Source organism: Comamonas sp. C24C (genome assembly GCF_053345995.1).
The window spans coordinates 201,117-227,440 of record NZ_JBKFBC010000001.1; the positions used below are offsets into that span (position 1 = coordinate 201,117).

24 protein-coding genes are annotated in these 26,324 nt (G+C 63.4%); 6 read left to right on the forward strand and 18 right to left on the reverse strand.

Features of this window, described 5'->3' with window-relative positions:
• Positions 1-35 precede the first annotated feature (35 nt).
• Both ACLBXN_RS00830 and ACLBXN_RS00835 read right to left on the reverse strand, forming a co-directional pair.
• Positions 36-320, reverse strand: coding sequence for a hypothetical protein (locus tag ACLBXN_RS00830; protein WP_447610825.1), 285 nt, complete (start codon positions 318-320; stop codon positions 36-38).
• 21 nt (positions 321-341) lie between these two features.
• Positions 342-2,375 carry a hypothetical protein gene (locus ACLBXN_RS00835; protein WP_447610826.1) on the reverse strand — a complete coding sequence of 678 codons (2,034 nt, stop codon included), beginning with the start codon at positions 2,373-2,375 and terminating at the stop codon, positions 342-344.
• A 170-nt stretch (positions 2,376-2,545) separates the two neighbouring features.
• Between ACLBXN_RS00835 and ACLBXN_RS00840 the strand changes: the two genes are divergently transcribed.
• Positions 2,546-3,724, forward strand: coding sequence for a helix-turn-helix transcriptional regulator (locus ACLBXN_RS00840; protein ID WP_447610828.1), 1,179 nt, complete (start codon positions 2,546-2,548; stop codon positions 3,722-3,724).
• 12 nt (positions 3,725-3,736) lie between these two features.
• Here ACLBXN_RS00840 and ACLBXN_RS00845 read toward each other — a convergent pair whose 3' ends face one another.
• The 10 genes from ACLBXN_RS00845 to gspG form a co-directional block, all read right to left on the reverse strand.
• Positions 3,737-5,098, reverse strand: coding sequence for a GspE/PulE family protein (locus ACLBXN_RS00845; RefSeq protein WP_211457807.1), 1,362 nt, complete (start codon positions 5,096-5,098; stop codon positions 3,737-3,739).
• Positions 5,099-5,111: 13 nt separating this feature from the next.
• The gene (gene gspD / locus ACLBXN_RS00850; RefSeq protein ID WP_447610829.1) at positions 5,112-7,493 is read right to left on the reverse strand and encodes a type II secretion system secretin GspD; all 2,382 of its coding nucleotides are present in this window, start codon (positions 7,491-7,493) and stop codon (positions 5,112-5,114) included.
• 3 nt (positions 7,494-7,496) lie between these two features.
• A complete protein-coding gene (gene gspN, locus ACLBXN_RS00855) occupies positions 7,497-8,327 on the reverse strand; it encodes a type II secretion system protein N (protein ID WP_447610830.1) in 831 nt (276 codons plus the stop codon).
• Between the two features lie 9 nt (positions 8,328-8,336).
• On the reverse strand, positions 8,337-8,879 hold the full coding sequence (gene gspM, locus ACLBXN_RS00860) for a type II secretion system protein GspM (protein WP_447610831.1): 543 nt from the start codon (positions 8,877-8,879) through the stop codon (positions 8,337-8,339).
• Complete coding sequence (gspL, locus tag ACLBXN_RS00865; protein ID WP_447610832.1) at positions 8,876-10,102, reverse strand: type II secretion system protein GspL; 1,227 nt, start codon at positions 10,100-10,102, stop codon at positions 8,876-8,878. The genes gspM and gspL overlap by 4 nt, the downstream gene beginning before the upstream one ends.
• A 45-nt stretch (positions 10,103-10,147) precedes the next feature.
• A complete protein-coding gene (gspK, locus tag ACLBXN_RS00870) occupies positions 10,148-11,218 on the reverse strand; it encodes a type II secretion system minor pseudopilin GspK (protein WP_447610833.1) in 1,071 nt (356 codons plus the stop codon).
• A complete protein-coding gene (locus ACLBXN_RS00875) occupies positions 11,215-11,907 on the reverse strand; it encodes a PulJ/GspJ family protein (protein WP_447610834.1) in 693 nt (230 codons plus the stop codon). Before ACLBXN_RS00875 ends, gspK begins: the two co-directional genes overlap by 4 nt.
• 3 nt (positions 11,908-11,910) lie before the next feature.
• On the reverse strand, positions 11,911-12,276 hold the full coding sequence (gene gspI / locus ACLBXN_RS00880) for a type II secretion system minor pseudopilin GspI (RefSeq protein ID WP_447610835.1): 366 nt from the start codon (positions 12,274-12,276) through the stop codon (positions 11,911-11,913).
• Complete coding sequence (locus ACLBXN_RS00885) at positions 12,273-12,680, reverse strand: type II secretion system protein GspH (RefSeq protein ID WP_211457800.1); 408 nt, start codon at positions 12,678-12,680, stop codon at positions 12,273-12,275. Before ACLBXN_RS00885 ends, gspI begins: the two co-directional genes overlap by 4 nt.
• Before the next feature lie 232 nt (positions 12,681-12,912).
• The gene (gene gspG / locus ACLBXN_RS00890; RefSeq protein ID WP_043003586.1) at positions 12,913-13,365 is read right to left on the reverse strand and encodes a type II secretion system major pseudopilin GspG; all 453 of its coding nucleotides are present in this window, start codon (positions 13,363-13,365) and stop codon (positions 12,913-12,915) included.
• A 46-nt stretch (positions 13,366-13,411) separates the two neighbouring features.
• Between gspG and ACLBXN_RS00895 the strand changes: the two genes are divergently transcribed.
• Entirely contained in the window at positions 13,412-13,882 is a 471-nt protein-coding gene (locus ACLBXN_RS00895) for a general secretion pathway protein C (protein ID WP_211457799.1), read from the forward strand.
• On the opposite strand, the gene ACLBXN_RS00900 is transcribed toward ACLBXN_RS00895, so the two are convergent.
• The 3 genes from ACLBXN_RS00900 to ilvA all read right to left on the reverse strand — a co-directional run bounded on the left by ACLBXN_RS00900 (position 13,875) and on the right by ilvA (position 16,926).
• Positions 13,875-14,438: a histidine phosphatase family protein gene (locus tag ACLBXN_RS00900; protein WP_447610836.1), complete on the reverse strand. Its 564-nt coding sequence runs from the start codon at positions 14,436-14,438 to the stop codon at positions 13,875-13,877. The genes ACLBXN_RS00895 and ACLBXN_RS00900 overlap by 8 nt on opposite strands.
• On the reverse strand, positions 14,435-15,268 hold the full coding sequence (locus ACLBXN_RS00905) for an adenosylcobinamide-GDP ribazoletransferase (protein WP_447610837.1): 834 nt from the start codon (positions 15,266-15,268) through the stop codon (positions 14,435-14,437). Before ACLBXN_RS00905 ends, ACLBXN_RS00900 begins: the two co-directional genes overlap by 4 nt.
• Before the next feature lie 104 nt (positions 15,269-15,372).
• Positions 15,373-16,926, reverse strand: coding sequence for a threonine ammonia-lyase, biosynthetic (gene ilvA, locus ACLBXN_RS00910; protein WP_447610838.1), 1,554 nt, complete (start codon positions 16,924-16,926; stop codon positions 15,373-15,375).
• Between the two features lie 383 nt (positions 16,927-17,309).
• Between ilvA and ACLBXN_RS00915 the strand changes: the two genes are divergently transcribed.
• Positions 17,310-17,762, forward strand: coding sequence for an OsmC family protein (locus tag ACLBXN_RS00915; RefSeq protein WP_167006541.1), 453 nt, complete (start codon positions 17,310-17,312; stop codon positions 17,760-17,762).
• 77 nt (positions 17,763-17,839) lie between these two features.
• On the opposite strand, the gene coq7 is transcribed toward ACLBXN_RS00915, so the two are convergent.
• Positions 17,840-18,457, reverse strand: coding sequence for a 2-polyprenyl-3-methyl-6-methoxy-1,4-benzoquinone monooxygenase (coq7, locus tag ACLBXN_RS00920; protein WP_167006538.1), 618 nt, complete (start codon positions 18,455-18,457; stop codon positions 17,840-17,842).
• Positions 18,458-18,786: 329 nt separating this feature from the next.
• Here coq7 and ACLBXN_RS00925 point away from each other — a divergent pair, with 329 nt between their 5' ends.
• Positions 18,787-19,839, forward strand: a complete 1,053-nt coding sequence (locus ACLBXN_RS00925; RefSeq protein ID WP_447610839.1) for a porin — start codon at positions 18,787-18,789, stop codon at positions 19,837-19,839.
• Positions 19,840-20,067: 228 nt separating this feature from the next.
• On the forward strand, positions 20,068-21,237 hold the full coding sequence (locus tag ACLBXN_RS00930) for a porin (RefSeq protein WP_043003580.1): 1,170 nt from the start codon (positions 20,068-20,070) through the stop codon (positions 21,235-21,237).
• 161 nt (positions 21,238-21,398) lie between these two features.
• Here ACLBXN_RS00930 and groL read toward each other — a convergent pair whose 3' ends face one another.
• Positions 21,399-23,042, reverse strand: a complete 1,644-nt coding sequence (gene groL, locus ACLBXN_RS00935; protein ID WP_019043013.1) for a chaperonin GroEL — start codon at positions 23,040-23,042, stop codon at positions 21,399-21,401.
• A gap of 92 nt (positions 23,043-23,134) precedes the next feature.
• A complete protein-coding gene (gene groES, locus ACLBXN_RS00940; RefSeq protein ID WP_003058782.1) occupies positions 23,135-23,425 on the reverse strand; it encodes a co-chaperone GroES in 291 nt (96 codons plus the stop codon).
• Between the two features lie 261 nt (positions 23,426-23,686).
• Between groES and ACLBXN_RS00945 the strand changes: the two genes are divergently transcribed.
• Positions 23,687-26,314: a chemotaxis protein CheW gene (locus ACLBXN_RS00945; RefSeq protein ID WP_447610841.1), complete on the forward strand. Its 2,628-nt coding sequence runs from the start codon at positions 23,687-23,689 to the stop codon at positions 26,312-26,314.
• Positions 26,315-26,324 lie beyond the last annotated feature (10 nt).

Here is a 26,324-nt window from a genome sequence, read left to right on the forward strand (position 1 = left end):
CTATATGGTTTTGATAGCTTGCAGCGTTTTTCGGGTCAGCGTTTGCGGCCGATTTCACGTCCAAGCACAAGGCCGACCAGCACACCCCAGGCCAGCAGCACGGCGGCCATGGCGTAGTAGGTGCTGCCGACTTGCATGGCAAATACCGAGCCCAGCAAGGCGACCAGCGCCGCCATGCGGATCACGCGGCGCAGCTGGTCCACGGGCAGGCGGGTCTTGAGGTTGAACAGCACGGCGAGGCTGATGACAGCCAGGGCGATCAGCAGCAGAAACAGATCGCCGCCATAGGGCTGGACGGAGGTGCGAAGGTTTTCAAGCATGGCAACGATTCTGGCAAAGGCTCAATGACCGCTGCTGACTGAGGCCATGCATGAAAAAAGCCCACCGTGAGGTGGGCTGTGCAGCGAGGCGGGGGGGCAGTTCAGGCCGAGGGCGGCAAGCAGCGCATCGGCTGCAGTGCCATTGAGCCGCTGCTGATTGCTGACCATCTGCTTGTCCCGATAGCCGACATAGGTGATGCCGCCCCGTTCGACGAACAGGCGGTAGTTCTGGAAGTTGCTGACGTTGAGCTGGGTGGGCTCCTGCGTGAAGCGCAGCACCTTGGCATCTGCCTGGGTGGCGATGCTGTAGTTGCTGACCAGGATCGTCTTGCAGGTGGACACTCCGTTGATGAACAGGGTCCGGTTGTTGGGCAGGGTGCTCATATCGCCCTCGCATTCATAAAAGCGTGCGCGCTGCTCGCCGCCGTTCTCGAAACCCACCATATAGCGCTTGTAGGCCGCGCTGCCATCGGGCTTGAGATAGTCGCGGCGGCCGACCAGCACGCGTGCGTTGTTGCCATGCACATCGGCGGCCGAGACGTTGGGTGCGAAGTCACCGGCGTTCCAGGCGATGAACTCCGCAAGCGTCGCGCTGCGCCAGGTGCTGGAGTCAGGGTTGTTCGGGGCATCGGCACGCGGAATGGTGGCGCGGTTGGCGTTGTTGCTCAGGTAGTAGTCGCTGCCGCCCAGGTCGGTGACGGTGCGATAGCTGAGCGTGGAGCCGCTGGGGAAGGTCGTTTCGGCGGGAACCTGATCGGGCCTGGGCCCCCAGTTGGCAAAGCTGCCGTCGGCAGAGTCCTGCCAGGGAGCGGAGCGGATTTCGGTGACGATGTCGCGCATCTTCAGGCCGGCGATACTGCGCACGCTTTGCTTGGCTCTGCTGACCAGGCTCTTGCAGTACAGGGATTCGGTCTCGCCGCTGGCGAGGCTGGTGGTCTGCTGTACGAAATCGGTGGGGCAGGCAAACCATTCGCTGCCCGTCCAATAGACCTGCGGCCGGGTCCAGGGCTGCTCCTGGCCGCCGACCATGCGCTCGCGGAACTCGGTGAAATAGCGTTTGCCGTTGGCATCGGGCGTGTTCTGTTCGGCCGTGGCTTCGAAAGCCCGGATGTAGTAGTTGCTGGTGTCGGTAAAGCTGAGCCAGCGCAGCTGCGTGCTCGGCGCGGGGGCGCCGACCTCGGGGCTGGTGGTCTGCGCCTGCATGGCTGCGATCAGGCCCACATTGCCGGCCGTGACGCCAGAGGCGCTGGCCACCTGCTGGGCTGCGGTCTCCATGGCGGATTGCTTGTCCTTCATGGAGGTGCTGGTGTCGCTGAGGGCGGGATTGTCCAGCACGGCCGTGGCCAGGGTTTGCAACTGCTGCAGCAGCACGCTGTTGACGGCGGCATTGAGCTGCACCGAAGTCAGCGGCGCGCCGTCGACGCCTGTGGCGCCCGCCGTGCTGGTGAGCTGGGTCTGGGTGGTCACCACGATCAGGCGCGCCATGGTGGCGGCCAGCTTGCCGGCGTTGCTGCCGTCCTGGGTGAAATCCGCCAGCGCCGAGGTGCCCAGGCCGAGCTGGCTCTGGATGGCTGCTGCCGCATCGCTGGTGCTGCTGCCCGTGGCCTGGCTGTGCGCATGGACCAGGGTGCTCAGCGGGCTGACGACGCCAGGCTGATCGGCGGGCGCTCGCAGCATGAAGGCCACGGGAACGGCGCCGGTGTCGGCATCGACGGAGTCTTTGGTGACCAGGGCCAGAATCGGGTACTTGCCCACATCTGCCTCGGGCACTTCCAGGCTTGCCTGGCCGGAGGCATTGGTGACTGCACTGGGCTCTTCACTGTCACAGCTGCCGTTGTCATTTCTGTCCAGGCAGACCTTGACGTTCTGCAAGGCACCGTCGATCACGGTGGTGGAGACCGAAGTGGTGGCGGGTGCCGGAGCGGGCGAGGGCGACGGTGCGGGAGAAGCGTTGTCGCTGCCGCCGCCGCAGCCGGCAATGGAGGCAATCAGGATCAGGGAGCCCAGGGACACTGAGCGGCGGATGAATGGTGTGGTGGTGGGTGCTTGTGACATGGCAGCCTTTGGTTGAGAGTGGCTGCCTTGTTTGTAAGTACTTGTTGTCGTGAAAACATCACCAAAATGGGTGAAGGGTTTGCAGTGATTTCAAAGTGTGAGTAAATGAAATAAATCCCCGGCGAAGTGCCATCAGGCACTTGCTGTGGCGAGCCTTGGAAGGGGGCTCTATGGCGGTAGTGCATCTGCCTTTGATGTTGCAGGATCGGGTTCCTGCATTGATAGCGGCCATCTACGAGTCGGCGCTGGAGCCGGCACGCTGGCAGGGCTTTCTGGCCTTGTTCGGTGCGGCCCTGCGTTCACCGGCCAGCGTGATCTGGGCCAACGATTTCGCGCAGCGGACGGTGGATCTGGACGGCGGCTTCGGCACTTTCGGCGCCAGCCAGGGCTTTGCCGCCGCCGAACTCGAAAGCTTTGCCGCGCACTACTGCCAGTGCAATGTCTGGCTGCAGGACCAGAGCCTGCACAGACCGGGCACGGTGGTGAATTCCTCCACCCTGTTTCCCGACCGTAGTCTGCCGGGTACCGAATGGTATGGCGACTGGCTGCAGCCTCAGGATCTGTTCTATTCCTGCGCGGCCGTGGTCGACAACCAGCACGACCGCTCGTTCAACATCACCGTCGTCAGGCCGCATGCGGTGGGCGCCTACAGCGCCGAAGAGCTGGGTCTGGTGCAGCAGCTCATGCCGCATCTGCAGACCGCGTTTGCGATGCACCGACGCCTGTACCGCACCCAGGCATTGCTCAACGCATCGCTGTCCGTGCTGGAGGACCTGCCGGTGGGCGTGGTTCTTCTGGATGAACGTGCGGCCGTGATGCATGCCAGCAGCCGGGCCTTGCGCCTGATGGAGCAGAGCCAGCTGATGTATCGCAGGGCCGACGAGAGCCTGCATGCCACCAATGCCGCAGACCAGCGCTGGTTGCAGAAAGCCATGCGGGACTGTGTTGCCACAGGGCTGGGCAAGGGGCAGCACCACGGGAGGGCCAGCCGCTTCACAGGGCTGGCCGGACAGCAGTTGCAGGTCATGGTGTCGCCGCTGCCCGTGTACAGCAGTCCCTATGGCGAACGCAGTGCCGCCATGCTGCTGATCAGCGATCCGGCGCTGAGCATTCCCTCGCTGCAGGAGTTGCTGCGCAATCTGTACCGGCTCACTCTGGCAGAAGCTCAACTGGCCCAGGCGCTGATCAATGGCTGGACCCTGCAGGAGTTCGCCGAGAGACAGGGCCTGTCCATCCATACCGCGCGTTCGCAGTTCAAATCGGCGGCGGTCAAGGTCGGAGTGGGGCGGCAGGCCGATTTCGTGCGCGTGCTGCTCACGGGCCCGGCCATGCTGCGCTGGCGCGAGTGAGCTCGGGGTCGCTCAGTCCCGCGTGACGCGCATGACCTCGGCCTGGGTGGTGATGCCTTCGCGCACCAGGCGTTCGCCGTCCTCGCGCATCAGCTGCATGCCTGCCGCCATGGCGGTCTCGCGGATCTCGGCCTCGCTGGCGCCGCGATGGATCTGGGCACGAATGGCGTCGTCCACCGCCAGCAGCTCGAAGATGCCGGTCCGGCCCCTGTAGCCACTGGGTTCGCTCTGATCGACCTTGCGCACCAGGCGCTGTGCCAGCACTCCCAGCAGTGAGGACGACAGCAGAAAGGGCTCGACCCCCATGTCGATCAGGCGGGTGACGGCGCTGGGCGCGTCATTGGTGTGCAGCGTGGCCAGCACCAGGTGGCCGGTGAGCGAGGCCTGGATGGCGATCTGCGCGGTTTCGAAGTCGCGGATTTCGCCGATCATGATCACGTCCGGGTCCTGACGCAGCAGGGCGCGCAAGGCCTTGGCAAAGGTCAGCTCGATCTTGGCATTGACCTGGGTCTGGCCCACGCCGGCAAGCTCATATTCGATGGGGTCTTCCACCGTCATGATGTTGCTGTGGCTGGCATCCATGCGCTGCAGCGCGGCATAGAGCGTGGTGGTCTTGCCCGAGCCCGTGGGGCCGGTGACCAGCACGATGCCGTGCGGCTGCGCCGTGAGATGGGTGAAGCGCCTGAGCGTCTCGCCGCCCATGCCCACGGCTTCCAGGCTGAGCTTGCTCTCGCTCTTGTCCAGCAGACGCAGCACGGCGCGCTCGCCATGGGCGCTGGGCAGGGTGGAGACGCGCACGTCGATGGCTCTTGTACCCAGGCGCAGGCTGATGCGGCCGTCCTGTGGCAGGCGCTTTTCGGCGATGTCCAGGTCGGCCATGATCTTCAAACGCGAGATCAGTGCAGCGTGCAGGGCACGGTTGGGCTGTACCACCTCGCGCAGATCGCCGTCCACGCGAAAGCGCACGCTGGAATGGCGCTCGTAGGGCTCGATGTGGATGTCCGACGCGCCGTCGCGTGCCGCCTGCGTGAGCAGGGCGTTGAGCATGCGGATGATGGGCGCATCGTCGGCGGTTTCCAGCAAGTCCTCCACGGCCGGCAGGTCCTGCATCATGCGTGTCAGATCGGCATCGGACTCAACCTCGCTGACCACCATGGCGGCGCTGGAATCGCTTTGCGCATAGGCCGCGCTGATGCGGTGGGCCAGTGCGCCGCTGTCCAGCAACTGCCAACGCTGCACCGCGTGCTTGCGCTGCACTTCGGAGATGGCCGCCCAATCGGGCTGCGGGCCATGCCAGAGCACGGGCTCCTGGCCGTCATCCTCGATCAGCAGCTGGCTGCTGCGGGCAAAGCCATAAGGCAGTGGATAGCGCATGCGTGGCCTTCGCTTACAGGGTGCCTGGAGGCAGGGTGGCGGGCGTCACAGGCGTCACGGTCACGGGCTGGCCGTCCACCGTGGGCTGGCCGGGACGCGTGAAATCCACGATCTCGGGCTTGGCGCCGGGCACGATGACCACATTGGCCGCGCGAGCCGGCGTTGCACTGCTGGAGGCTGGCAACAAAGGCGCGGCATTGACATTGCGCATCAGCAGATTGGGGTCGGGCTGCACGGTTTGCTGCATGCCGCGAATCGACTCATAGCGGTCCTGCGAGAGCTGGCTGGTGGAGTTGGCGTCCCGCAGCACGGTGGGGCGCAGAAACACCATCAGATTGGTCTTCTTGCGCTCGCGGCTGGTGTTGCGGAACAGATTGCCCAGCAGCGGAATGTCGCCCAGCAGCGGCACGCGCTCCTGGCTCTGGCTGTATTCGTCGGCAATCAGGCCGCCCAGCACCACGATGGCGCCGTCCTCGACCAGCACATTCGACTCGATGGAGCGCTTGGTGGTGGTGGCGCCGGACTGTGCATTCGCCGTTCCCTGCTTGACCGCAGAGTTCTCCTGGTAGACGGCCATCTTGATGGTGCCGTTTTCGTTGATCTGCGGACGAATCTTGAGCAGCGTGCCCACGTCCTTGCGCTCGTACGTGGTGAACGGATTGACCGAGCCCGAGGTACCTGCGGTGTTGGTGTAGGAGCCCGTGGGGAAGGGCACGTTCTCGCCCACCATGATGCTGGCTTCCTCGTTGTCCAGCGTCATCAGATTGGGCGTGGACAGAATATTCGTGTCGCCGTCGCCCTGCATCAGATTGACCAGGGCGCCCAGGCTGGTGTTGCCGTTGACGCTCTGGGTGAAGCCCAGGTTCATGCCCTTCATGCTGCCGATGGCCGAGGCCTGGCTGTCGGTGAGGGCCGTGCCGTTGACCAGATTGCCCACGGCACCCGACAGGCCGAAGATGTTGGAGATGCCGCTGATGGAGGTGCCGTTGCCAAGCACGCCCAGCACGCGGCCGTTGTTGCGGATCACCGAACTCCACTGCACGCCCAGCTGGGCGGCCTTGTCGGCGGAGACTTCGACGATCAGCGCTTCGATCAGCACCTGGGCACGGCGGCCGTCGAGCTTGTCGATGACGGTGCGCAGTTGACGGTACAGCGGGCCGGGGGCCGTGATGATCAGCGAGTTGGTCGTGGGGTCGGCCTGGATCATGCCGCCCGTGGACGGTTGCTGGGCGGTGCCGAAGCGGGAGCTGGGGCCGCTGTTGCCGCCGCCCAGGCCCACGGTGGCACTGCCGTCCGTGCCGCGGGAAATCACGGGCTGGGAGCTGGAGGCAGCATTCGTGTTCGAGCCGGCCGCTGCCGTCATGCCCTGCTGGCCACCCAGGGTGGTGCTGGCGCTGGTCTGGGCGTTGATGGCGGCACGCAGCGTGGCGGCCAGGGACACCGCGTCGGCGTTCTTGAGATACACCACATGGATGTTGCCGTCGTCGCCATTGCCCGTCATGGCAGGCTGGTCCAGGCGCGCGATCAGCGAGCGGATCTGCGACAGCTTGGCGGGGTTGGCGGCACGGACCAGCACCGAGTTGCTGCGCGGCTCGGCCAGTATGGAGGTGCGGAAACTGGTATCCGCCTGGCCAGCGGCCGCGCCGGCTCCGGCCTGGACCACGCCGCCGGCGGTGGCCGAGCCACCTTCCATCAGGCGATTGACCAGGGCCACCATGTCGGCGGCCACGGCATGGCGCAGCGAGATGACTTCCACATCGGTGGCGTTGGAGACATCGGTGCTGGCGATGATGCGCGAGATGCGCTGCAGATTGTCCGCGTAGTCGGTGATGATCAGCGAGTTGTTGCCGGGGTTGACGTTGATGGTGTTGTTGGGGCTGATCAGCGGCCGCAGCACGGGCACCAGATTGTTGGCGTTCTCGTAGTTGAGTTTGAAGATCTGTGTGACGATCTGTCCGCCGCCCTGACTGCCGCGTGCGCCCTGGCCGATGGCGACTTCGCTGGCCTGCAGCTTGGCATCGGCCTCGGGAATCACCTTGAACAGGCCTGCCGACTCCGTCACCGTGAAGCCCTGCATGCGCAGCGCCGCCAGATATTGCTGGTAGGCCGTGGCCGGCGAGACGGCCTTGTCGGTCAGCAGCGTGATCTGGCCCTTGACGCGAGGATCCACCACCACATTGCGATTGGTGATGGCGGCCATGGCGCGCGATACGGCTTCGATGTCGGCATTGGTGAAGTTCAGCGTGACCGGCTCGCCTGGTCGCAAACTAGGAGTGGCATTCGCTTGTCCACTCTGGGTTTGAGCATGAATTGGTGCTGAAATGCAGACGGCAAGCGAGGCAACAGCTATCGAATGCAGTGTGTTTTGCCAGGCGGTGCGTGAATGCTGAGTCATGGGTCAACCAAAGGTGATGATGGAGCGCGCACCCTGGCGGCGCCCCAAGATATTGAGCAAATTCGACAGAGCGGCTTCGCGCTCGGGGCTGGCGGAGGCTTCGCCCCTGAAGTGCAGGCGCGAGCCCACCCATTGGCCCTGGCCGCTGAGCTGCAGGTCGCCGCCCAGCGTGGTCAGATTCAGCTGGGCATTGTCTCCGCCCTGTATGTCGAGACGATAGCTGCCCAGGGGTCTGAGCGACGACAGTCTGGACGATACGGCCAATGCTTCCAGCCGCGTCAGGCCCTGGCTGGTGGCCCGGCCGGCGCGATACTGCAGTGTCAGCCCGACGGTGGACAGGCGCAACTGGCCCTGCAGGGCCACGGTGTTCCAGGGCGTGCCAAGGCCGGCCAGCATGTCGGCGGGCAGTTGCAGCACGCTGTCCTTGAAGCGCACCGTCATGGCGTTCCAGCCCGGCTGCAGCTGCGCCAGCATCGGGGTGCTGGTGCAGCAATCGCTTTGCAGGCTGATGCTGGCGCCGCTCAGGCTGGGGCGCAGTGTCCAGTTCAGGCGTGTGGGCAAGCTGCTCTGGTCCTGGCTGTCCTTGCCGCCGGTCAGCACCAGTCGGGCCGAGCCACGCCAGAGCGTGCCGCGCGGCTCCTGCAGCAGTACCTGGTTGGCCGTGACCGATTGCACGCCGGCCGCCAGCCAGGCCGCCGGAGCCTGGACCAGCACCGTCAGCAGAACACCCAGCAAGGCACCGCCCACTGCCCAGCGGCGCGGCGAATGCGGATCGTCCGCCTCGCGCGGTCTGCGCAGGGCTTGGCTGGCGGGGCGTGACCGGGACAGTTTCATGGCCTGGGTTCAGTTCTGCCCGCCCGCGTTGCCGGGCAGGTCGAGCAGCAGGGTGCCGCTCCAGCGGGTGATGGCCGCGTCGTCGGCGGTTTCACCGAGGATGCGGTTGAGCTTCATCTCTGCCACCGAAGCATGGCTGTTGTCGCGCACCTGGGCCAGCCATCGGGCCAGGGCCGGAGCGGCGGTCTGGGTCAGGCTGACCTGGGCGCGGTTGCCCAGCCACTGCAGCCGGGCGCTGTTGCCCAGCTCGGTCTTGAGCGACTGCTCCATCTGCGAGCGTGCATCGGCGCTATTGCCTTGCGGCTGCTGACGCAGCAGCTCGGCCTGGGCCTGCATCTGCAGCATGTTCTGCAGCTCGAGCTCCGCTGCTGCATGGCGTGCCGGGGCGGTGCGCAGGCTATGCAGCGCCGGTGCCAGCGCCACCCACCAGAGCAGGGCCAGCAGCACCACGCTGGCGGCGAGCAGCAACAGATTCTGTTCGCGCTGAGCCAGGGCGCTCCAGCGCTGGCGCAGCGGCGCCAACGCGGTTTTCAGGGCATTTTTCTGCTTCATGGCTGAGCCTTTGCAGTGAGAACCAGCTCCGCCTCTTCGCGTTGCAGCAGATAGCCGTTGGCCTGCAGACTTTGCTGCGCGTCGCTCAGCGCTTCGGGGCTCAGGTCCAGCCCTGAAATGCGCAGCTGCTTGTCCTGGTATTGCAGGCTCTTGGCGTTCTGAACGCCCTGGATGCCGGCACTGGCGGCCAGCAGTGCTTCGAGATCGCCTGCGGACAGGGCGCCGGAGTTGCTGCGCAGCAGATCCAGTTCGCGCTGCATCTGTACCGGCGCATCGATGACCACGGGCACATGCGGGAAGGCGGTCTGCAGCACCTGCTTGGCCTGCTGCTGGCGCAGTGCGATGGCGCGGTTTTCCTTGAAGGCCCAGGCGTTGAGCCCGACCAGCTGCGCGACGACTGCAATGCCTGCAGCCCAGCGGGCGGCGCGCCATTGCGGGGCTTTGGCAAAGCCGTGCCAGGCATCGAGCAGGCGCCGCTTGGCGCGGGTGCTGCCGCCCAGGTCCAGATCGAATTGGGCCAGGTCGCCGGCATAGCCATGGCTTTGCAGCAGTCGCTGGGCGGCGGTGAAGATGCTGACCGGGCGCTGTAGCGCTTCGGCATTGCGGGCCAGATGGGGCTCGGCCAGCACCGGCAGCTGCTCGGGCAGGCGCGCCAGCAGGGACTGCAGCAGGATGGGATCTGCGTGCTGAGGAAGGATTACGAGCCCCGTCTGCGCATCCAGTCCGGTGGCGCTGAGCTGGGGCTGCAGGCTGTCGCCCGACAGCAGCAGCTGCGGATTGCTGCTGGGCCACTGCTCCGGCACCAGGCGGCTGACGGCATGGCCCTGGTGTTCCAGCGCCTGCAGATGGGATTGCAGCCAGCCCTTGTCGCAGGCCGCCACCCAGCAGGTCTGGCCTGCGGCGGAGCCGGCGTCCAGTGCCAGATGCATGGTGGACGGCTCGTCGAGCAGCTTTTCCTCCAGCAGACCTTCAAGCACGGCGCGCAGGCGCTGCTGGCGCCGGCCTTGCACGTTCAGGCCCGGGGGCAGGGTGACGCTGAGCCAGGACAGCTGAGCGGCCGGGATGACGGCGGTGACCTGGGTGGTGCGGCCCGTGGCCGGCAGCAGAGACGCCGCAGCCTGGCCGCTGCGCTGAACGCTTTGACCATCATCGCTGAGGACGTAGAGATATTCCGTGGCGAAGTTGGCGGGCTTCGCCGACAGCTGTATTAGCAATGTGCTCATGAGGGAAGATGCAACATTCTATGGGGTCAGTGTGACATCGGGGTGTCAGTGTCTGGCAACTGAGGGCATCCCCCAGTCGGCATGCTCCTGCCACAAGGTGTTGACGCTCATGTCCTTGCGCTGAATCAGTGAGCGCTGGCTCAGGACGTTGTCCCCGAGGCGCAGGCGGCCACGGGCTTCGAAATAGCTGGTGGTCACGGAGTGCGTGGCACTGTTGAAGATGCCGGTCAGTCCTATGGCAGCAGCTGCAGCACTCAGGGACTTGAAAGGTGAGGCGTCGCGCAGCTGCACCAGCTGGTTGGCGCGAGCCCAGTCCAGATCCTCGGTGCTGGCCCAGATGACCTCGGCGCTGGCTGTGTTGATATTGACCAGGGTGCGCTCGGGCAGCAGCGACACATAGGGCTCGATGCGCGCGATGATGCGCGGATCGATGCCCAGCCAGCCCAGCTGCCCGACCGTGCGCGGCATCAGCGGCGCAGCCTGGCTCTTGCCGCGCATGGCTTGCTGCAGGGCCGTGGCGATCTGCATCGCGGAGCTGCCGGGCAGGCCCAGGCGCTCGAACAGGCGCAGAAAAGGCTTGAGGTTTTCCTCCTTCACGCCTGAATCGGCCCCGCTGAGCAGATTGCGCAGATTAAGGCGCGACTGCAGATCCACGATCTCGCCCGAAAGAAAGGCGTCCTGCATGTCGGCAAGACCGTCGTCCACCTGGCTGACATTGTTCTTTGCGGCCAGGAATGTGGACAGGCGCGCTTCCTGCAGCGGCACGGCCCAGGGCTCGCCAAGGTGATCGACCGGGTTGCTGCGGTTGGCACGCGAGTCCTCCTGCAGCACCACGCGCGACCAGTCCAGCGCGCCCAGCAGCAACCAGTTGGCCTGCACGCGATTGCGTTCGGCGGTCTCGATTTCCACATCGCGCCATTGCTGCCAGAGAGCGGCCGAGGCCAGGGTGGCGACCAGCACCACCGTCAGCATGGCCGCCAGCAGCGCTGCACCGCGCTGGCGTGTGCGCCTGAAACCGGCGTGCCCCAAGCCGGAAACCCCGGGCAAGGGTCGCCCCGCAGCGTGGGGGTTGTCCCCCAGGGGGGAAGGCGCAAAGCGACTCAGGGGGGATTTCATGATCGTGAGTTGGAGCGCAGCGGGTTGACCCAGTCCACGGTCATCACGCCGTTGAGCGCGCGGCCGGGCGGCAGGGTCAGCTCGATGCGTATGCCGTCGGGCACCGTGGGCAGCACGGGATTGCCGTCGCTGCCGGCGCTGCTGCCGTCATCGCCGCCCTGATCGCTGGACTGCGGGTTGGTCCAGGCGTTGCTGCGGTAGTAGTAGACACGCCAGAGATCGAGCGGTATCAGCACGGTTTCGCGGCGCATCTGGTCGCTGGAGGGGTTGCGGCCCCATTGACCAGCCTGGTTCCAGGCATCGTTCCATTCGCTGACCGTGCGTGCGGGCAGCGATTGCCAGCGCACCCATTGGGAGCGGCCGTCCACATTGCGCCGGCTCCAGGCCACGACGAGCGCCCCGTTGTCGACGGCTGCGCTGGTCTTGCGCGTCAGGCGCAGTACCTGGCCATCCCAGTCCAGCACCTGGCGTCCCTGCAGCGGCATCAGCGCGTTGAGATCGGCATTCCACTGGGCAAGCACGGTCTGCATGACGGCGTGCTGCTCGCCCTGCTCACGCGTCACCTCTTGCGCGCGCAGCATGCCGTCGATGCCGCGCCAGCTCATGATGGACAGCAGGGCCATGGCGGCCAGGGCGACCAGCAGCTCGATCAGCGTGAAACCATGGTCTTTGTTGCGCATGCTGCTCATGATTCAGTAGCGACCGACGATGGTGGAGACGCGCAGCACCGCAGCAGCCTCGGAAAACACCTGGGCATCCACGCGCCTGAAGCTGGGATTGGGCGTGGGGCGCACGCTGAGCTGTACCTGCATCTGTCGGCCGGCCTGCTGGCAGTTGAGGGTGGAGTCGCCGACTGCCGGCATCTGATTGAACAGCCGCAGTCGCACCAGCTCGTTCTGCGCGCAGAGCTGGGCCAGGATGACGTCGGACTGGCGTTGGGCGTTGCGCGTCAGTGCGCTGCTGGCCTGAAGGCCGGCCAGCAGGGTGACGCCGACAATGCCGACCGCGACCAGCACCTCGATCAGCGTGAAGCCGCGTTGTTGCAGGGCGGACTTCATGGCGCCACCTGCAGGCTTTGAATGCTGAACGGGCGCAGCCCGTCGGTGGCCAGTTGCAGCGGCGCCGAGTTGCTGCCGGGCAGCGACAGCGTGATGCTTTGCCTTGGAATCAACGGCTCCGGCCCCAGCACCACGGGCGTGGCGGGTTGCACCAGCACGGCGGTCTGCAGCCATTGCGTGGGCATCTTGACGTTGGCCGGCAGGCCTTCGAAGCGAAAGCCTTGCGGCAGCGGGCGCCAGACCACCAGCGTGCCGTTGGTGCGGGCCTGGGCGCGTGCCGACTCCAGCAATGTGGCCAGGCGCTGGGCCTCGCGCTCGAGCTGCTGCTCTCCGCTGTCGCGTATGGCCAGGCTCACGCCGGCCGTTGCCAGCGCCATGATGGAAATCACCACCAGCAACTCCAAGAGTGTGAATCCCCCCTGAAGCGCTGCGCGCCTTCCCCCCCGGGGGACGACAGCCTGTGCTGCGGGGCGGCCCTTGCTGGCTGTCCCTGTGGCTGAGCGCGCCGGCTTTACAGGCATTTGATGCATGCGGGGTTGCCGCCGGGCCGCCCCAAGGCAAACCCCGGCACCAGCCGGTCAGGGCCCCCTCTGGGGGCAGCGACCACACGCTGTGAGGGAGCGTGGGGGCTCATTGCTATTGCCAGGAGCCGATATCCGCATCCTTGCCTTCGCCGCCGGCCTTGCCGTCAGCGCCCAGGGACATGATGTCGATGGGGCCCTTCACGCCGGGGTTCAGGTATTGATAGGGATTGCCCCAGGGATCGTTGGGCAGCTTTTCCAGATAGGGCTTCCAGTTCTGCGGAGCCGGGCCTGTGGTGGGCTTGACCACCAGCGCCTGCAGACCCTGTTCGGCCGTGGGGTAGCGCTGGTTGTCCAGACGGTAGAGCTTGAGCGCCTGGTTGATATTGGCGATATCGGTCTTGGCGGCGGTTACGCGGGCATCGTCGGCACGGTCCAGCACATTGGGCACGATGAGGGCAGCCAGCACGCCAATGATGACCAGCACCACCATCAATTCGATCAGGGTAAAGCCGCGCGATGCGGCGTGGCGAATAGCAGACAGCGGATGGCGGCAGTTGGTGCTCATTGGGAACTGTAGGAAAAATGCAGTATTGCACCATCATAATCGTCGAATGCGAACGCAATCTTTCAATCCAGGTCAAGGCATCCCCATGCAGGTCAAGCTCACCACCCTGCTGCTGTGGGCGATTGCCGCTGCGGTGGTGGTGTTCTGGACACTCCGGTTCGTCGGTAGCGCCAGTGAGCAGTTACCCTCGGTCCTGCCTGCGCAGCCGGTGCAGGCCAATGCCCAGGCCATGGCCAAGGCTTTGGGGGCGGTCGCCGCGCCTGTCGCCGCCGTGGCTGCACCAGTGGCCAGCCGCTATGCGCTGCTCGGGGTTCTGGCCGGGCATGAAACCGGTGGCGGTGCCGCCGTGATTGCCGTGGAAGGCAAGGGCAGCAAGGCCGTGCGCGTGGGTGAAGCCGTGGAGGAGGGCGTGATTCTGCAATCGCTGGCGGCGCGCGAAGCGCGACTGGGTCCTGCCAACGGGCCGACCAGCACGGTGCTGCAATTGCCCAGGCCGCCCATGGCGTCATTCAACTGAGTTCAAGCCGCAGCCACTGCCCATAGGCGGGCGCCGGCAAGGTCCATTCATGGCTTTGCGGCAGCTGGCGGCCATGCTGCAGCAGCCATTGCGCGCAGCGCGCCACGCCTGCGTGGCAGATCCACACCATATGTGCGCCGTCGCCGGCGGCTGCGTCTTGCAGCGCTTCGTGGACGCGCTGCAGCATGTCTGCCAGGGATTCGCCGTCGCCGGGCGCGTGCAGCGCCAGATCCTGCGCCCAGGCGCTGATGGCGGCTTCGCCGATGTCATTCCAGCGCATGCCTTCCCAATGGCCGAAATCCATCTCCAGCAACCTGCCGTCGGGGGTGGAGACGAAATCAGGCTCCAGTGCCTGCAGATCCAACGCCAGCTGCCTGCATCTCTTTAGAGGCGAATGGCGGATCTGCAACTGGCCATGCAGGGGCTGCAGAGATGGCAGCAAGTCCTGTGTGGCCTGCCGGGTGGCTTGTGCATCGGCAGCGATATCGAGGCGGCCATAACAGCGCTCGGTGTCGATCAAGGGGCGCGCGTGGCGCACCAGCCATAGTGTTGTCATGCCTGAAGCAACTGGCGCAGGTAGATGCAGCTGGTCAGCAGCAGCGCCAGTTCATTGAGTTGCTGGCAGGCGCCCAGGCAGTCGCCCGTCATGCCGCCCAGACGCCTGCGCAGCCAGCGCTGCAGCAGCCAGGTGGTAACCAGCATGGCCGCCAGCAGGCTGGGCACAAAGCTCCAGACGCCGAGCCAGCCCAGCAGGCCCAGTGCAGGCAGGCACCAGAGGCTGCCGGTAAGCAGCCCTGGCCAGCCCAGTTGCCTGCCCGCGATATGCAGGGTCTTGCTGCTCGCGGCCAGGCCGACATGGGGCAGGCTGTGCATCAGCACCAGCGGCGCAAAGCGTGACAGTACATGAATGCAGCACACGAGTATGAGCACCGGCACCGGTCCCCAGAACGGCTGCATGACGGACAGCAGCAGGGCGATCAGCACGACCTTGGTCAGCAGGGCCATGAGCAGGGCCATCACGCCATAGGCGCCGATGCGCGAATCCTTCATGATCTCCAGCGCACGCTCGGCTGGCACCAGGCCGCCGAGCCCGTCGGCAACGTCAGCCAGGCCGTCCTCATGGAAACCGCCGGTCAGCCAGAGCGTGCCGGCGGTGCTGATGAGCGCCGCCGCCAGCGGCGACCAGGGGCTTGTCGGCAGCAGCCATAGCAGGGCGCCCAGCAGCAGCGTAGCCCACAGGCCCACCAGCCAGCCCACTCCCGGCAGATGCGCGGCGCTGGCGCGCTGCATCTCGGGGCTCCAGCCCACCCAGGCCGCCAGACGTCCAGCCACGGGGATGCGGCTGAAGAACTGGACGGCCAGCAGATAGTGGCGCAGGGCTTGCATGGTGTTTTGAATAAAAAAGGAGCTGGTTCCGCTTTTTGTTCCTTGGTTTCAGATGCATTTCTATCTGAAATCCATGTTGGAAAAGCGGTAGCAGCTCCTGTTTTTTACTTCAGGAACAACTGGTACGCAGGATTACCGGTTTCCTCGACCCAGGGATAGCCAAGGTTCTTGAGGAAGCTGTCGAACTTCTTGTGGTCCTTGGCCGGCACCTGCATGCCGACCAGGATGCGGCCGTAGTCGGCGCCCTGGTTGCGGTAGTGGAACAGCGAGATATTCCAGGTCGGCGCCATCAGGCTCAGGAACTTGAACAGCGCGCCGGGACGCTCGGGGAAGACAAAGCGCAGCAGGCGCTCGTCCTGGGCCAGCGGCGAGTGGCCGCCCACCATATGGCGCAGATGCTCCTTGGCCATCTCGTCGAAGGTCAGGTCCAGCGCCTCGAAGCCGTTCTTCTGGAAGTTCTTGCAGATCTTCTCGGACTCACCCTTGGTCGGCGTGGTCAGGCCCACAAACACATGGGCCTTGCTGTCGTGGCTGATGCGGTAGTTGAACTCGGTCACGCTGCGCGGGCCGCCGGGCAGCTTGCCCACCACCTCGCAGAAATGCTTGAAGCTGCCGCGCTCCTCGGGGATGGTGACGGCGAACAGGGCTTCGCGCTCTTCGCCGACCTCGGCACGCTCGGCCACAAAGCGCAGGCGGTCGAAGTTCATATTGGCGCCGCTCAGTATGGCGGCGTAGGTCTCGCCCTTGGTCTTGTGCCTGGCCGCGTACTGCTTGATGGCCGCCACGCCCAGGGCGCCCGATGGCTCCACGATGGAGCGGGTGTCGGTGAAGATGTCCTTGATGGCGGCGCAGACAGCATCGGTGTCCACGGTCACATAGTCATCCACCAGGCCCTGGGTGACGCGGAAGGTTTCCGCACCCACCAGCTTCACGGCCGTGCCGTCGGCGAACAGGCCCACATCGGCCAGCTCCACGCGCTCGCCCGCCTGCACGGACTGCATCATGGCGTTCGAGTCCTTGGTGTGCACGCCGATCACCTTCACCTCGGGGCGCACGGCCTTGATGTAGTTGGCAATGCCGGCAATCAGGCCGCCGCCGCCGATGGGCACGAAGATGGCATCCAGACGCTGGCTGCCCAGCTTTTGCAGCTGGCGCAGCATTTCCATGGCGATGGTGCCCTGGCCGGCAATCACATCGGGATCGTCAAAGGGGTGGACAAAGGTCAGGCCTTCGGACTTTTGCAGCTTGACGGCGTGCTTGTAGGCGTCGGAGTAACTTTCTCCGGCCAGCACCGCCTCGCCGCCCAGGGCGATCACGGCATCGATCTTCACCTGGGGCGTGGTGGTGGGCATCACGATCACGGCGCGGCAGCCCAGCTTCTTGGCGCTCATCGCCGTGCCCTGGGCATGGTTGCCCGCGCTGGCGCAGATCACGCCCTTTTGCAGCTGCTCGGCCGTCAGATTGGCCATCTTGTTATAGGCGCCGCGCAACTTGAAGCTGAACACGGGCTGCTGGTCCTCGCGCTTCAGAAGCACTTTGTTGTGCAGGCGGCGGCTGAGATTCTTGGCAATGTCCAGATCCGACTCCACGGCTACGTCATAGACGCGTGCATTGAGGATGCGAGTCAGATAATCGGCAGGGGTCAGGGCTTGGGTCATGGTGCAAATCGAAAGCAGAGCACCAGAGCCAGGGTAATCAGCCTGCCGGGTGCATGGAAGCCGACCATGATAGGCGCTTGCTTGCTGCGCTGCAGTACTCGCTCAAGAGGTGCATGCTGTTGCTCTGAGAAACCCGGGGAGCAGGCACGAAAAAAAGCCCCTAGCTCAAGAGCTAGGGGCTGAATCCACCATTAGAGGAGGTGGAGGAGACAAAGGGTGCGATACAGATCGGGATTAACCAGTAATCTGCAGTCTGCCTGCGGGTTTGACCTCACAGGTAACGCTTGGGTTGTATTGTATGAGGCTTGTGTTTTCTGTGCATCAAAAGATTCGGGTTTTTATGTATTTGATGCAAAATTGCAACAGTTTCGAGAGGAAAAACAATGGAATGCACGGTTAGTTGGACAGGCGCGGCCACTGGAACGCGCTCGGGCATGGGTTTTGTGGCAGAGACCGGCAGCGGCCATGTAGTCAATATGGATGGCGCGCCGGACGAGAAGAACCCGGCCAACGGCGGTCGCAATCAGGCTCCGCGCCCCATGGAGATGCTGCTGGCCGGCGCCGGCGGCTGCACGGCCTACGACGTGGTGCTCATCCTCAAGCGTGGCCGCCACGATGTGAAGGGGTGCAGCGTGCAGTTGACTTCCGAGCGCGCCGATGTCGACCCCAAGGTGTTCACCAAGATCCATATGCAGTTCACGGTCAGCGGCAAGAACCTGCCTGCCGGCGCCGTCGAGCGTGCCATCGCCATGAGCCACGACAAATACTGCTCGGCCACCATCATGCTGGGCAAGACCGCCGAAATCACGACGGGTTTCGACATCGTCGAAGCCTGAGCGCACTCACGATCACAAAAAACGGGCCGCTAGGGTCCGTTTTTTGTTGAACAAAGTGTCCGTCTCCGTGTGATGCGTCAGATACGGTGCGCTGTAATAGTCATGACCTTGGCCGCCACACGCATCAGCCCCTGGGCAATCGGGGGCAGTTGCATCGCACCTTCATCGATCGCTGCAGCGGCATGACGTTCCTCGTCATCCTTCATGCGCTCGACTACGGCACGCGACGCCTCGTCCTCCTCGGGCAGGCGGCCCAGATGGCTGCCCAGGTGGGCGGAGACCTGGTTTTCGGTCTCGACCACAAAACCCAGGCTGGTGGCATCGCTGATCTTGGCGGCAATCGTGCCAATGGCAAAAGCGCCCGCAAACCACAGCGGGTTCAGCAGCGAAGGCCTGCCACCCAGGGCATGCAGGCGTTCCCGGGTCCAGGCCAGGTGGTCCATTTCCTCGCGCGCGGCGTGCAGCAGATGCTCGCGCAGCTCCATGTCCTTGGTGACCATGGCCTGGGCGTTGTACAGGGCCTGGGCACAGACCTCGCCCACATGATTGACGCGCATCAAGGCTGCAGAGAGTCTGCGCTGCTCATCGCTCAAATCGGCTTCGGCAATTCCTGTAGCGGGCGAACGCTCGGAGGCAACCGGGTCGGCAAAGAGAGTGCGAAGGGCTGCATCGGCAGCGGTCAGAAACTTGTCCATGGTGAAAAGAGCTCGGTGCGGCGCCCGTGTGGCGTCAATGCACATAAGGTACACCAGAGTGATTCATCCGCAACTTGCGCTGGGGCAATGCTAGGCTGAAACCCCTAAGGGTGTGCCCGCTAGTACGGTCCGGAGTTTGTTGCGGTGGTGCAACGAAAACGCGCCGAATCGAGCAGTTTTGGGTGAATTCCTTTGCGCTGGGCTCGGGGGTCTGGTGCAATAGACCCAACTTCCCCACCAGGAGGTTGGCGCGGGAAACCGGTGGAGCTCGAGGCTCAAGTCTCTCTCCCATAGAACCGGCGCCCTTCTAAACCTTGGAGTAACTCGTAATGAAAAAATCTCTGATCGCCCTGGCAGTGCTGGCCGCTTCCGGCGCCGCAATGGCTCAATCTTCCGTGACTCTGTTCGGTATCGTTGACACTGGCGTTTCCTATGTGGACAACGCTTCCGGCAACGACGCCAAGTACGGCGTGCACAGCAGCGGTAACGCTACCAGCCGTCTGGGCCTGCGCGGTACTGAAGACCTGGGTGGCGGTCTGAAGGCTGGCTTCTGGCTGGAAGGCGAAATCTTCGGTGACGACGGCAATGCTTCCGGCTTCAACTTCAAGCGCGAATCCACAGTGCGTCTGTCCGGCAACTTCGGTGAAGTTCGCCTGGGTCGTGAAACTACCCCCACTTTCCGTGCTGGTCTGAAGTATGACCTGTTCGGCGCTACCGGTATCGGCCAAAACCTGGGCTTCAAGGCCTGGTCGACTGCTGGCGGTGCTTTCGGTGCTGACGCCAACACCATCCGTGCTAACAACATGGTGTCGTACTCTTCGCCCAACTTCAGCGGCTTCACTGCTAACGTGAGCTACGCTTTCGACGAAAAGCAAGGCGTGGGCAAGACCGGCCGTTATGCTGGTGGTAACGTTGGCTATGACAACGGCCCCCTGAGCGTGACTGCTGCTTACGGCACTCTGAACGGTGGCACTGGCGACCGTGACGAAATGTCCATCGGCGCTTCTTACAACTTCGGCGTGGCCAAGGTTGTGGGTAACGTTCAGCAAATCAAGTACAAGCCCGATGCTGGTTCCAGCGCCAAGTTCCGTAACTACCTGCTGGGCGTGTCCGCTCCCGTGGGTGGCGTGGGCGAAGTGAAGGCTCAGTACGCTTACTACGACCAACAAGGTCCTGCTAAGGCTCACCAACTGTCGCTGGGCTATGTGCACAACCTGTCCAAGCGCACTGCTCTGTACGGCACTGTTGCTTACCTGAAGAACCAAGACGGTTCCGCTATCGCTCTGGCTGCCAAGGGCGTGAGCGACACCGTGGGCCTGAAGGCTGACGGTTCCGGCCGCAACCAAGCTGGCGTGCAAGTTGGTATCCGCCACGCTTTCTAATCAATTGCTGGTGTAAGCCAGTAACTGCTTAAAAGCCAAAGGCCTGTCGAAAGACAGGCCTTTTTTGTTTTCCGGGTTAGACCTTAAAGGGTGATTGCTGAGAGGTTTGCCCCCAGAGGGAAAGGCCTGTGTTGCGCTTGTGCCAATGCTCGCGCGGTTGAGGAAAGCATTTCTAGAATGAATTTTCCACCAACTGTTTGCGAATTGAATTAAGAGAGAGGCAACACAATGGCAGCTTCATTTGTGAAAAAAACATTGGCCTTGGCTGTGCTGGGAACCATGGGAACTCTGGCATATGCACAAAGCAGCGTTCAGCTATATGGCATTGTGGATGCGGCAATTCGCCATACCAATAATGAGGGAGCGAATAAAAGCGGTCTGACCAAAATGATTGGCGGCGGCATGTCCGAAAGCCGCTGGGGTATCAATATCAAGGAAGACCTGGGCGGTGGCCTGTCGGCGATTGCCAATCTGGAAAATCGTTTCTGGACGGATTCCGGTACTCCCAGCACCGCACAGCCTTATTTCGCCCAGTCCTGGGTGGGCTTGCGCAGCACCAGCTTTGGCCAACTGACCATGGGTCGCCAGTACAACGTATTGTTCGATCTGGTCACCTCTACCTACGCATCGTTCCCATATTCCCCTTATATGGATGCCTACAAGCCTGAAATCGGCATGTCTCTGGGCGCGCGTGCAAACAATATGCTGAAGTACGTGGCCGAGTTCGGCCCTGTTCGTGCGGGCTTGCAGTACTCGTTTGACGAGAGCAACACCTTTGCGAAGAAAGGGGCTGGAGTGGATATGACTCCGGGCGGACTGGCATTGAAGACCGCAGGCGGCTATCTGCGCTATTCTGCCAACGGCATTTCTGTGGGGGGCGCTTTCCAGCGTTCGACCTTGCCGGCCGGCACCGATGTGGATGCTTGGACATTGGGCGGCTCCTATCGCACCGGACCTCTTTATCTGATGGCTGGTTATGGCCAGAACAAGGTCAAGGATAGTCTGGCGGCTGCGGGCGCAGGTGCTGCTTTTGATGCCGGCTTGCTCAACGCATATTGGACAGGTTCGTCCAATGGTGGCTTTATCGCGGGCAATGCTCCTGGCAATTTTGCCAACAAGCGTGAGATGTTCAAGGTGGGCTTTGGCTACCAAGTCACTCCGCAGCTCAATGCCGGCATGCACTACTACCATGCCAAGCAATCGGGGTCGGCGACTGGCGCCTTCAATGGCAAGGCTGACTTTATCGTTGCCGTGGCCGACTATGCCTTCTCCAAGCGTACCGATGCCTATTTCGCGGTGGACCACACCAAGACCAAGGGCGGTGCGGGCGTGATGCTTGATGCCAATGGCGCGAAAAAGCGTACCGGCATCACCATCGGTCTGCGTCATCGCTTCTGAGGCAAATCCTTGGATGCAAAAGCCAGCCGATATCGGCTGGCTTTTTTCTGCCCGGAGCCGAGCAGCTCGTGAAGCGGGACGCAAAAAGAAAAGGTCGCAGATGCGGCCTTTTCTTTTGTGCAAAACCGGATGGTGCAGACCACCCGGTAGCAGCAGAGCAATTACATGCCCATGCCGCCCATGCCACCCATGCCGCCCATGTCGGGCATGGCAGGAGCTGCATCAGCCTTGGGGGCTTCTGCGATCATGCACTCGGTGGTCAGCAGCAGGGAAGCCACGGAAGCGGCATTCTGCAGAGCAGTGCGAGTCACCTTGGTGGGATCCAGGATACCCATTTCCAGCATGTCGCCGTAGCTGTCGTTGGCAGCGTTGAAGCCGTAGTTGCCGGAGCCGTTCAGCACGGCGTTCACGACCACCGAAGGCTCGCCACCGGCGTTGGCCACGATTTCGCGCAGAGGGGCTTCGATAGCCTTGAGCACCAGCTTGATGCCGGCGTCTTGTTCGGCATTGCCGGTAGCCAGGGCGCCAACGGCTTGCTTGGCGCGCAGCAGGGCCACGCCACCGCCGGCCACGATGCCTTCTTCCACAGCAGCGCGGGTAGCGTGCAGGGCGTCTTCCACGCGGGCCTTCTTTTCCTTCATTTCGACTTCGGTGGCAGCGCCAACCTTGATCACGGCAACACCGCCGGCCAGCTTGGCCACGCGCTCTTGCAGCTTTTCACGGTCATAGTCGCTGGTCGCTTCTTCGATCTGAGCGCGGATTTGCTTGACGCGGGCTTCGATTTCAGCGGCTTGGCCAGCACCGTCGATGATGGTGGTGTTTTCCTTGCCGATTTCGACGCGTTGGGCTTGGCCCAGGTCTTCCAGGGTCACCTTTTCCAGCGACAGGCCCACTTCTTCAGCGATGACCTTGCCGCCAGTCAGGATGGCGATGTCTTCCAGCATGGCCTTGCGGCGGTCGCCGAAGCCAGGTGCCTTCACAGCCACAACCTTCAGGATGCCGCGGATGGTGTTGACCACCAGAGTCGCCAGGGCTTCGCCTTCAACGTCTTCGGCAATGATCAGCAGAGGACGGCCGGCCTTGGCCACAGCTTCCAGTGTGGGCAGCAGGTCACGGATGTTGCTGATCTTCTTGTCGAACAGCAGCACGAAGGGGTTGTCCAGAACAGCGGCTTGCTTTTCGGGATTGTTGATGAAGTAGGGCGACAGGTAACCACGGTCGAACTGCATGCCTTCGACGACGTCGAGTTCGTTGTCCAGCGACTTGCCTTCTTCAACCGTGATCACGCCTTCCTTGCCGACCTTGTCCATCGCGTCGGCAATAATCTTGCCCACGGATTCGTCGGAGTTGGCAGAGATCGAGCCGACTTGGGCGATTTCCTTGGAGGTGGTGGTGGCCTTGGATTGCTTCTTCAGCTCTTCCACCAGGGCGGCGACAGCCTTGTCGATGCCGCGCTTCAGGTCCATGGGGTTCAGGCCGGAAGCCACGTACTTGGAGCCTTCGCGCACGATGGCCTGGGCCAGCACGGTAGCGGTGGTCGTACCGTCACCAGCGATGTCGTTGGTCTTGGAGGCCACTTCCTTCACGAGCTGGGCGCCCATGTTCTGCAGCTTGTCCTTGAGCTCGATTTCCTTGGCCACGGACACGCCGTCCTTGGTCACAGTGGGGGCGCCGAAGGAGCGCTCCAGCACCACATTGCGACCCTTGGGGCCCAGGGTAACCTTGACTGCGTTAGCCAGGATGTTCACGCCTTCAACCATGCGTGCACGTGCTTCACCGCCGAAAACTACGTCTTTTGCTGCCATTTTTGGCTCCTAAAGAATGGGGTTCAAATGTTCTGCCAGCGCTTATCAATCAATCGCCAGCAGCTATGAATAGGGGAGGTGTTCGGGAAGGATTACTTCTCGACGACTGCGAACAGGTCGTCTTCCTTCATGACCAGCAGCTCGTCGCCGTGGATCTTCACGGTTTGGCCAGAGTACTTGCCGAACAGAACGCGGTCGCCGACCTTCACGTTCAGGGCGATCAGTTCGCCCTTGTCATTGCGCTTGCCGGGACCCACAGCCAGCACTTCGCCCTGGTCAGGCTTCTCGGTGGCAGCATCAGGGAGCACGATGCCCGAGGCTGTCTTGGTTTCGTTTTCGAGGCGCTTGACAATCACGCGATCGTGCAGGGGACGCAGGTTCATACCAACTCCTAAATACATCAACAAAGTTGAAACAAGACTTGCCAGCCATCCTGGCCGACATTCGGAATATCTAGGGTCAAGCTGTTAGCACTCAACCCCATCGAGTGCTAATAATAAGGCAATTTCCCGAGCTTTCAAGACCTCCCCCCAGCCGATCAGAGGGCAAATTGCTCAACGAGCAGGGTTTGTTCTGGGTCATGTGTAACGTGTTTTTACAAATAGGCCTGGCTTTTGCTCTGCCAGAACATGCCTCTAGAAACCATGACTGCCCCGGCGCAGCGCGCCCAGGATCTGCTGCAGACAGACGTCTTCATTCCTCATATGCGCCAAGTCGGGCGCTGCGAGAGTTCGCTCAGAGAGCTGAATCTGATGTGGCGGCTCATAGAGTCCTCCGCCAAGATGAATTGCCCTCAGGAAGCTCAGGCCTTGTTGCCCATGATGGCCGCCACGCGTGGCGGCTTCGAGCGGCTGGAGCAGGATCTGGTGCGCTCCATGGTCATGCAGGCGGTGGCTGGAGTGACGGCAGGGCTGTCCAGTCAGGCACAGCATCTGATCGATACCCTGGTGCGCAATCTCTACGAGCGCACGGCCGATGTGGGGTTTCTGGCGACCGATGCCGTGCTGTGCGGTTTCATGGCTGGGCTGGATGGCGATGAGGCAGCCATTACCCAGCGTCTGCAGGCGTACCGGAGTAAATACACGGTCTATGCGGACATTCTGCTGCTGGATGCCGAAGGCCGGGTGCGAGCGAGTGCGCGCGAGAGGAGTCAGGCCACAGATCAGCCATGCCGGGATGCGCTGATTGCCCGTGCGCTGCAAAGCCCGGGCTTTGTGCAGAGCTTTGGTGCCACCGACCTGCTGCCGGGCCATGACAGCGGCCTGATCTATGCGCATCGCATGCTGGACCCCATCAACCGGCAAGCCATGGGCGTGCTGTGCCTGTGCTTCGACTTCGACGGTGAGATGCAAGGCATCTGGAGCGGACGCGACCAGGTCGACGGCAGTGGCGCACCAGAGGCGCAGACCAGCATCGCCCTGCTGCTGGATGAGCAGGGTCAGGTGCTGGCCAGCAGCGATCTGCACTGGATTGGTGTGGGCGCGAATGTGCAGCCTCACCGTGATGGTGCGAGCGTGCTGCATGTGCATGGGGGGCGCACCTATCTGGTGCAGTCTGCGGCATCGGCAGGCTATCAAGGCTATATGGGCCCCAAGGGCTGGCGAGCGCAGATCATGACACCGCTGGAGCTGGCCTTCGGTCTTCAATCGCAAGCGGGTCTGGATGGGCTGGATGCCGCGGTGGCTCAGGGTCTGCTGACACATGCACACCGTTTCTGCCCGCCCCTGCACGCCATCCACAGCGCGGCGGACACCATACGCCGTGTGGTCTGGAACGGGCGGGTGATGACTGCAGGCAAGCAGATGGACAACACGCGGCTGCAAGCCGTGCTGGAGCAGATTGGCGAGACGGGGGCGCGGACGAACGAGGTCTTCTCCCAATCCATTGATGCGCTCTATGGCACGGTGCTCAATACCGCACTGCGGGACAACAGCCTGCTGACGAGTCTGCTGGTGGAACTGCTGGATCGCAATCTCTACGAGCGCGCCAACGACTGCCGCTGGTGGGCATTGACGCCGCAGCTGTCCGATTTGCTGGAAGCCCTGGCCCAGGGGGAGAAGGCGGGGGATCTGGTGAGCGAGGTGTGCGGGTTGCTCACCGGCATTCACGATCTCTATACCGTCTACCAGCAAATCATGGTCTATGACGCCCGCGGCAAAGTCGTGGCCGTCAGCCATAGAGGGCAGGCAGAGAGCCACGAGCTGCTGGGCAGCCATATAGAGGCGGACAGCCTGCATCAGGTCCTGGCGCTGGCAGGGACCCAGGCCTATCACGTGTCTCCATGGAGGCCCTGTGTGCAGCACGAGGATGATGGCCCGACCTATATCTATCACGCGGCCATACGCAACGTCGACGGGATGGTGCTGGGCGGGATTGGCCTGGTGTTTCATGCACAGCGTGAGTTCAAGGCCATGCTGGAAGGCGTGACTGGCGTGCAGGCAGGAGGCGCAACCAGCAGGCAGGTGGCTTACCTGAACCGATCGGGCATGGTCATGTCCTCCTCGGATGTGCAGCTGCAGCCGGGCATGCGGCTGGATCTGCCACCGCAGATGCTGGCCTTGGCCCCAGGCCAGAGCTTGGCCCGTGCCATGGTGTACCAAGGTCAGTACTGCGTGGTGGCGATCACGGCGGGCAGCGGCTACCGGGAGTTCAAACGCAGCGACGGCTATCGCGAAGAGGTGCTTGCGCTGTCCGTGCAGGCTTTTGGTGCCGTGCAGGACGATGCCCAGGCGGCTGTCGGTCGCCGCAATACCAGGGTGCAAGGCCTGGCTGCGGCCAGTCAGGGCAGCGCATTGGGCATGGAGATGGCGACTTTTTTTGTGGGGCGCAGCGTGCTTGCCGTCGATGCGGCCTGCGTGCTCGAGGCCCAGAGTGCCTCGGCCATCGCCCCCGTTTCAGCCGGTCGCTTGCCGCACTGCGTGGGAACGCTGGCGCGGCGCAGCCAGGGAGTCGTGGCCGGCTATGTCTGGGTCTTTGATCTGGGAGCACTGCTCTTTGGCCAGCCCGTGACCAGGACGGCGCAAAGCCAGGTGATCGTGCTGGAGCACCAGGGGCTCAAGCTGGGCGTGCTGGTCAGCGATCTCGAAGGCGTGGTGCGCTTCGAGAGCGGGCAGTTGCGACTGGCTCCTGCAATGGCGGGTGCGGCAGATCAGCTGGTGGATCGCTTGATCCGTGCCAATGACGGAGATCTGCTCATCCAGTGCCTGAACGTGACAGCCTTGGTGCGCATGCTCAAGGCGCCGCTGCCGACGGAGCAGGCTGCTGGGGGCTGAACGGGCCAGG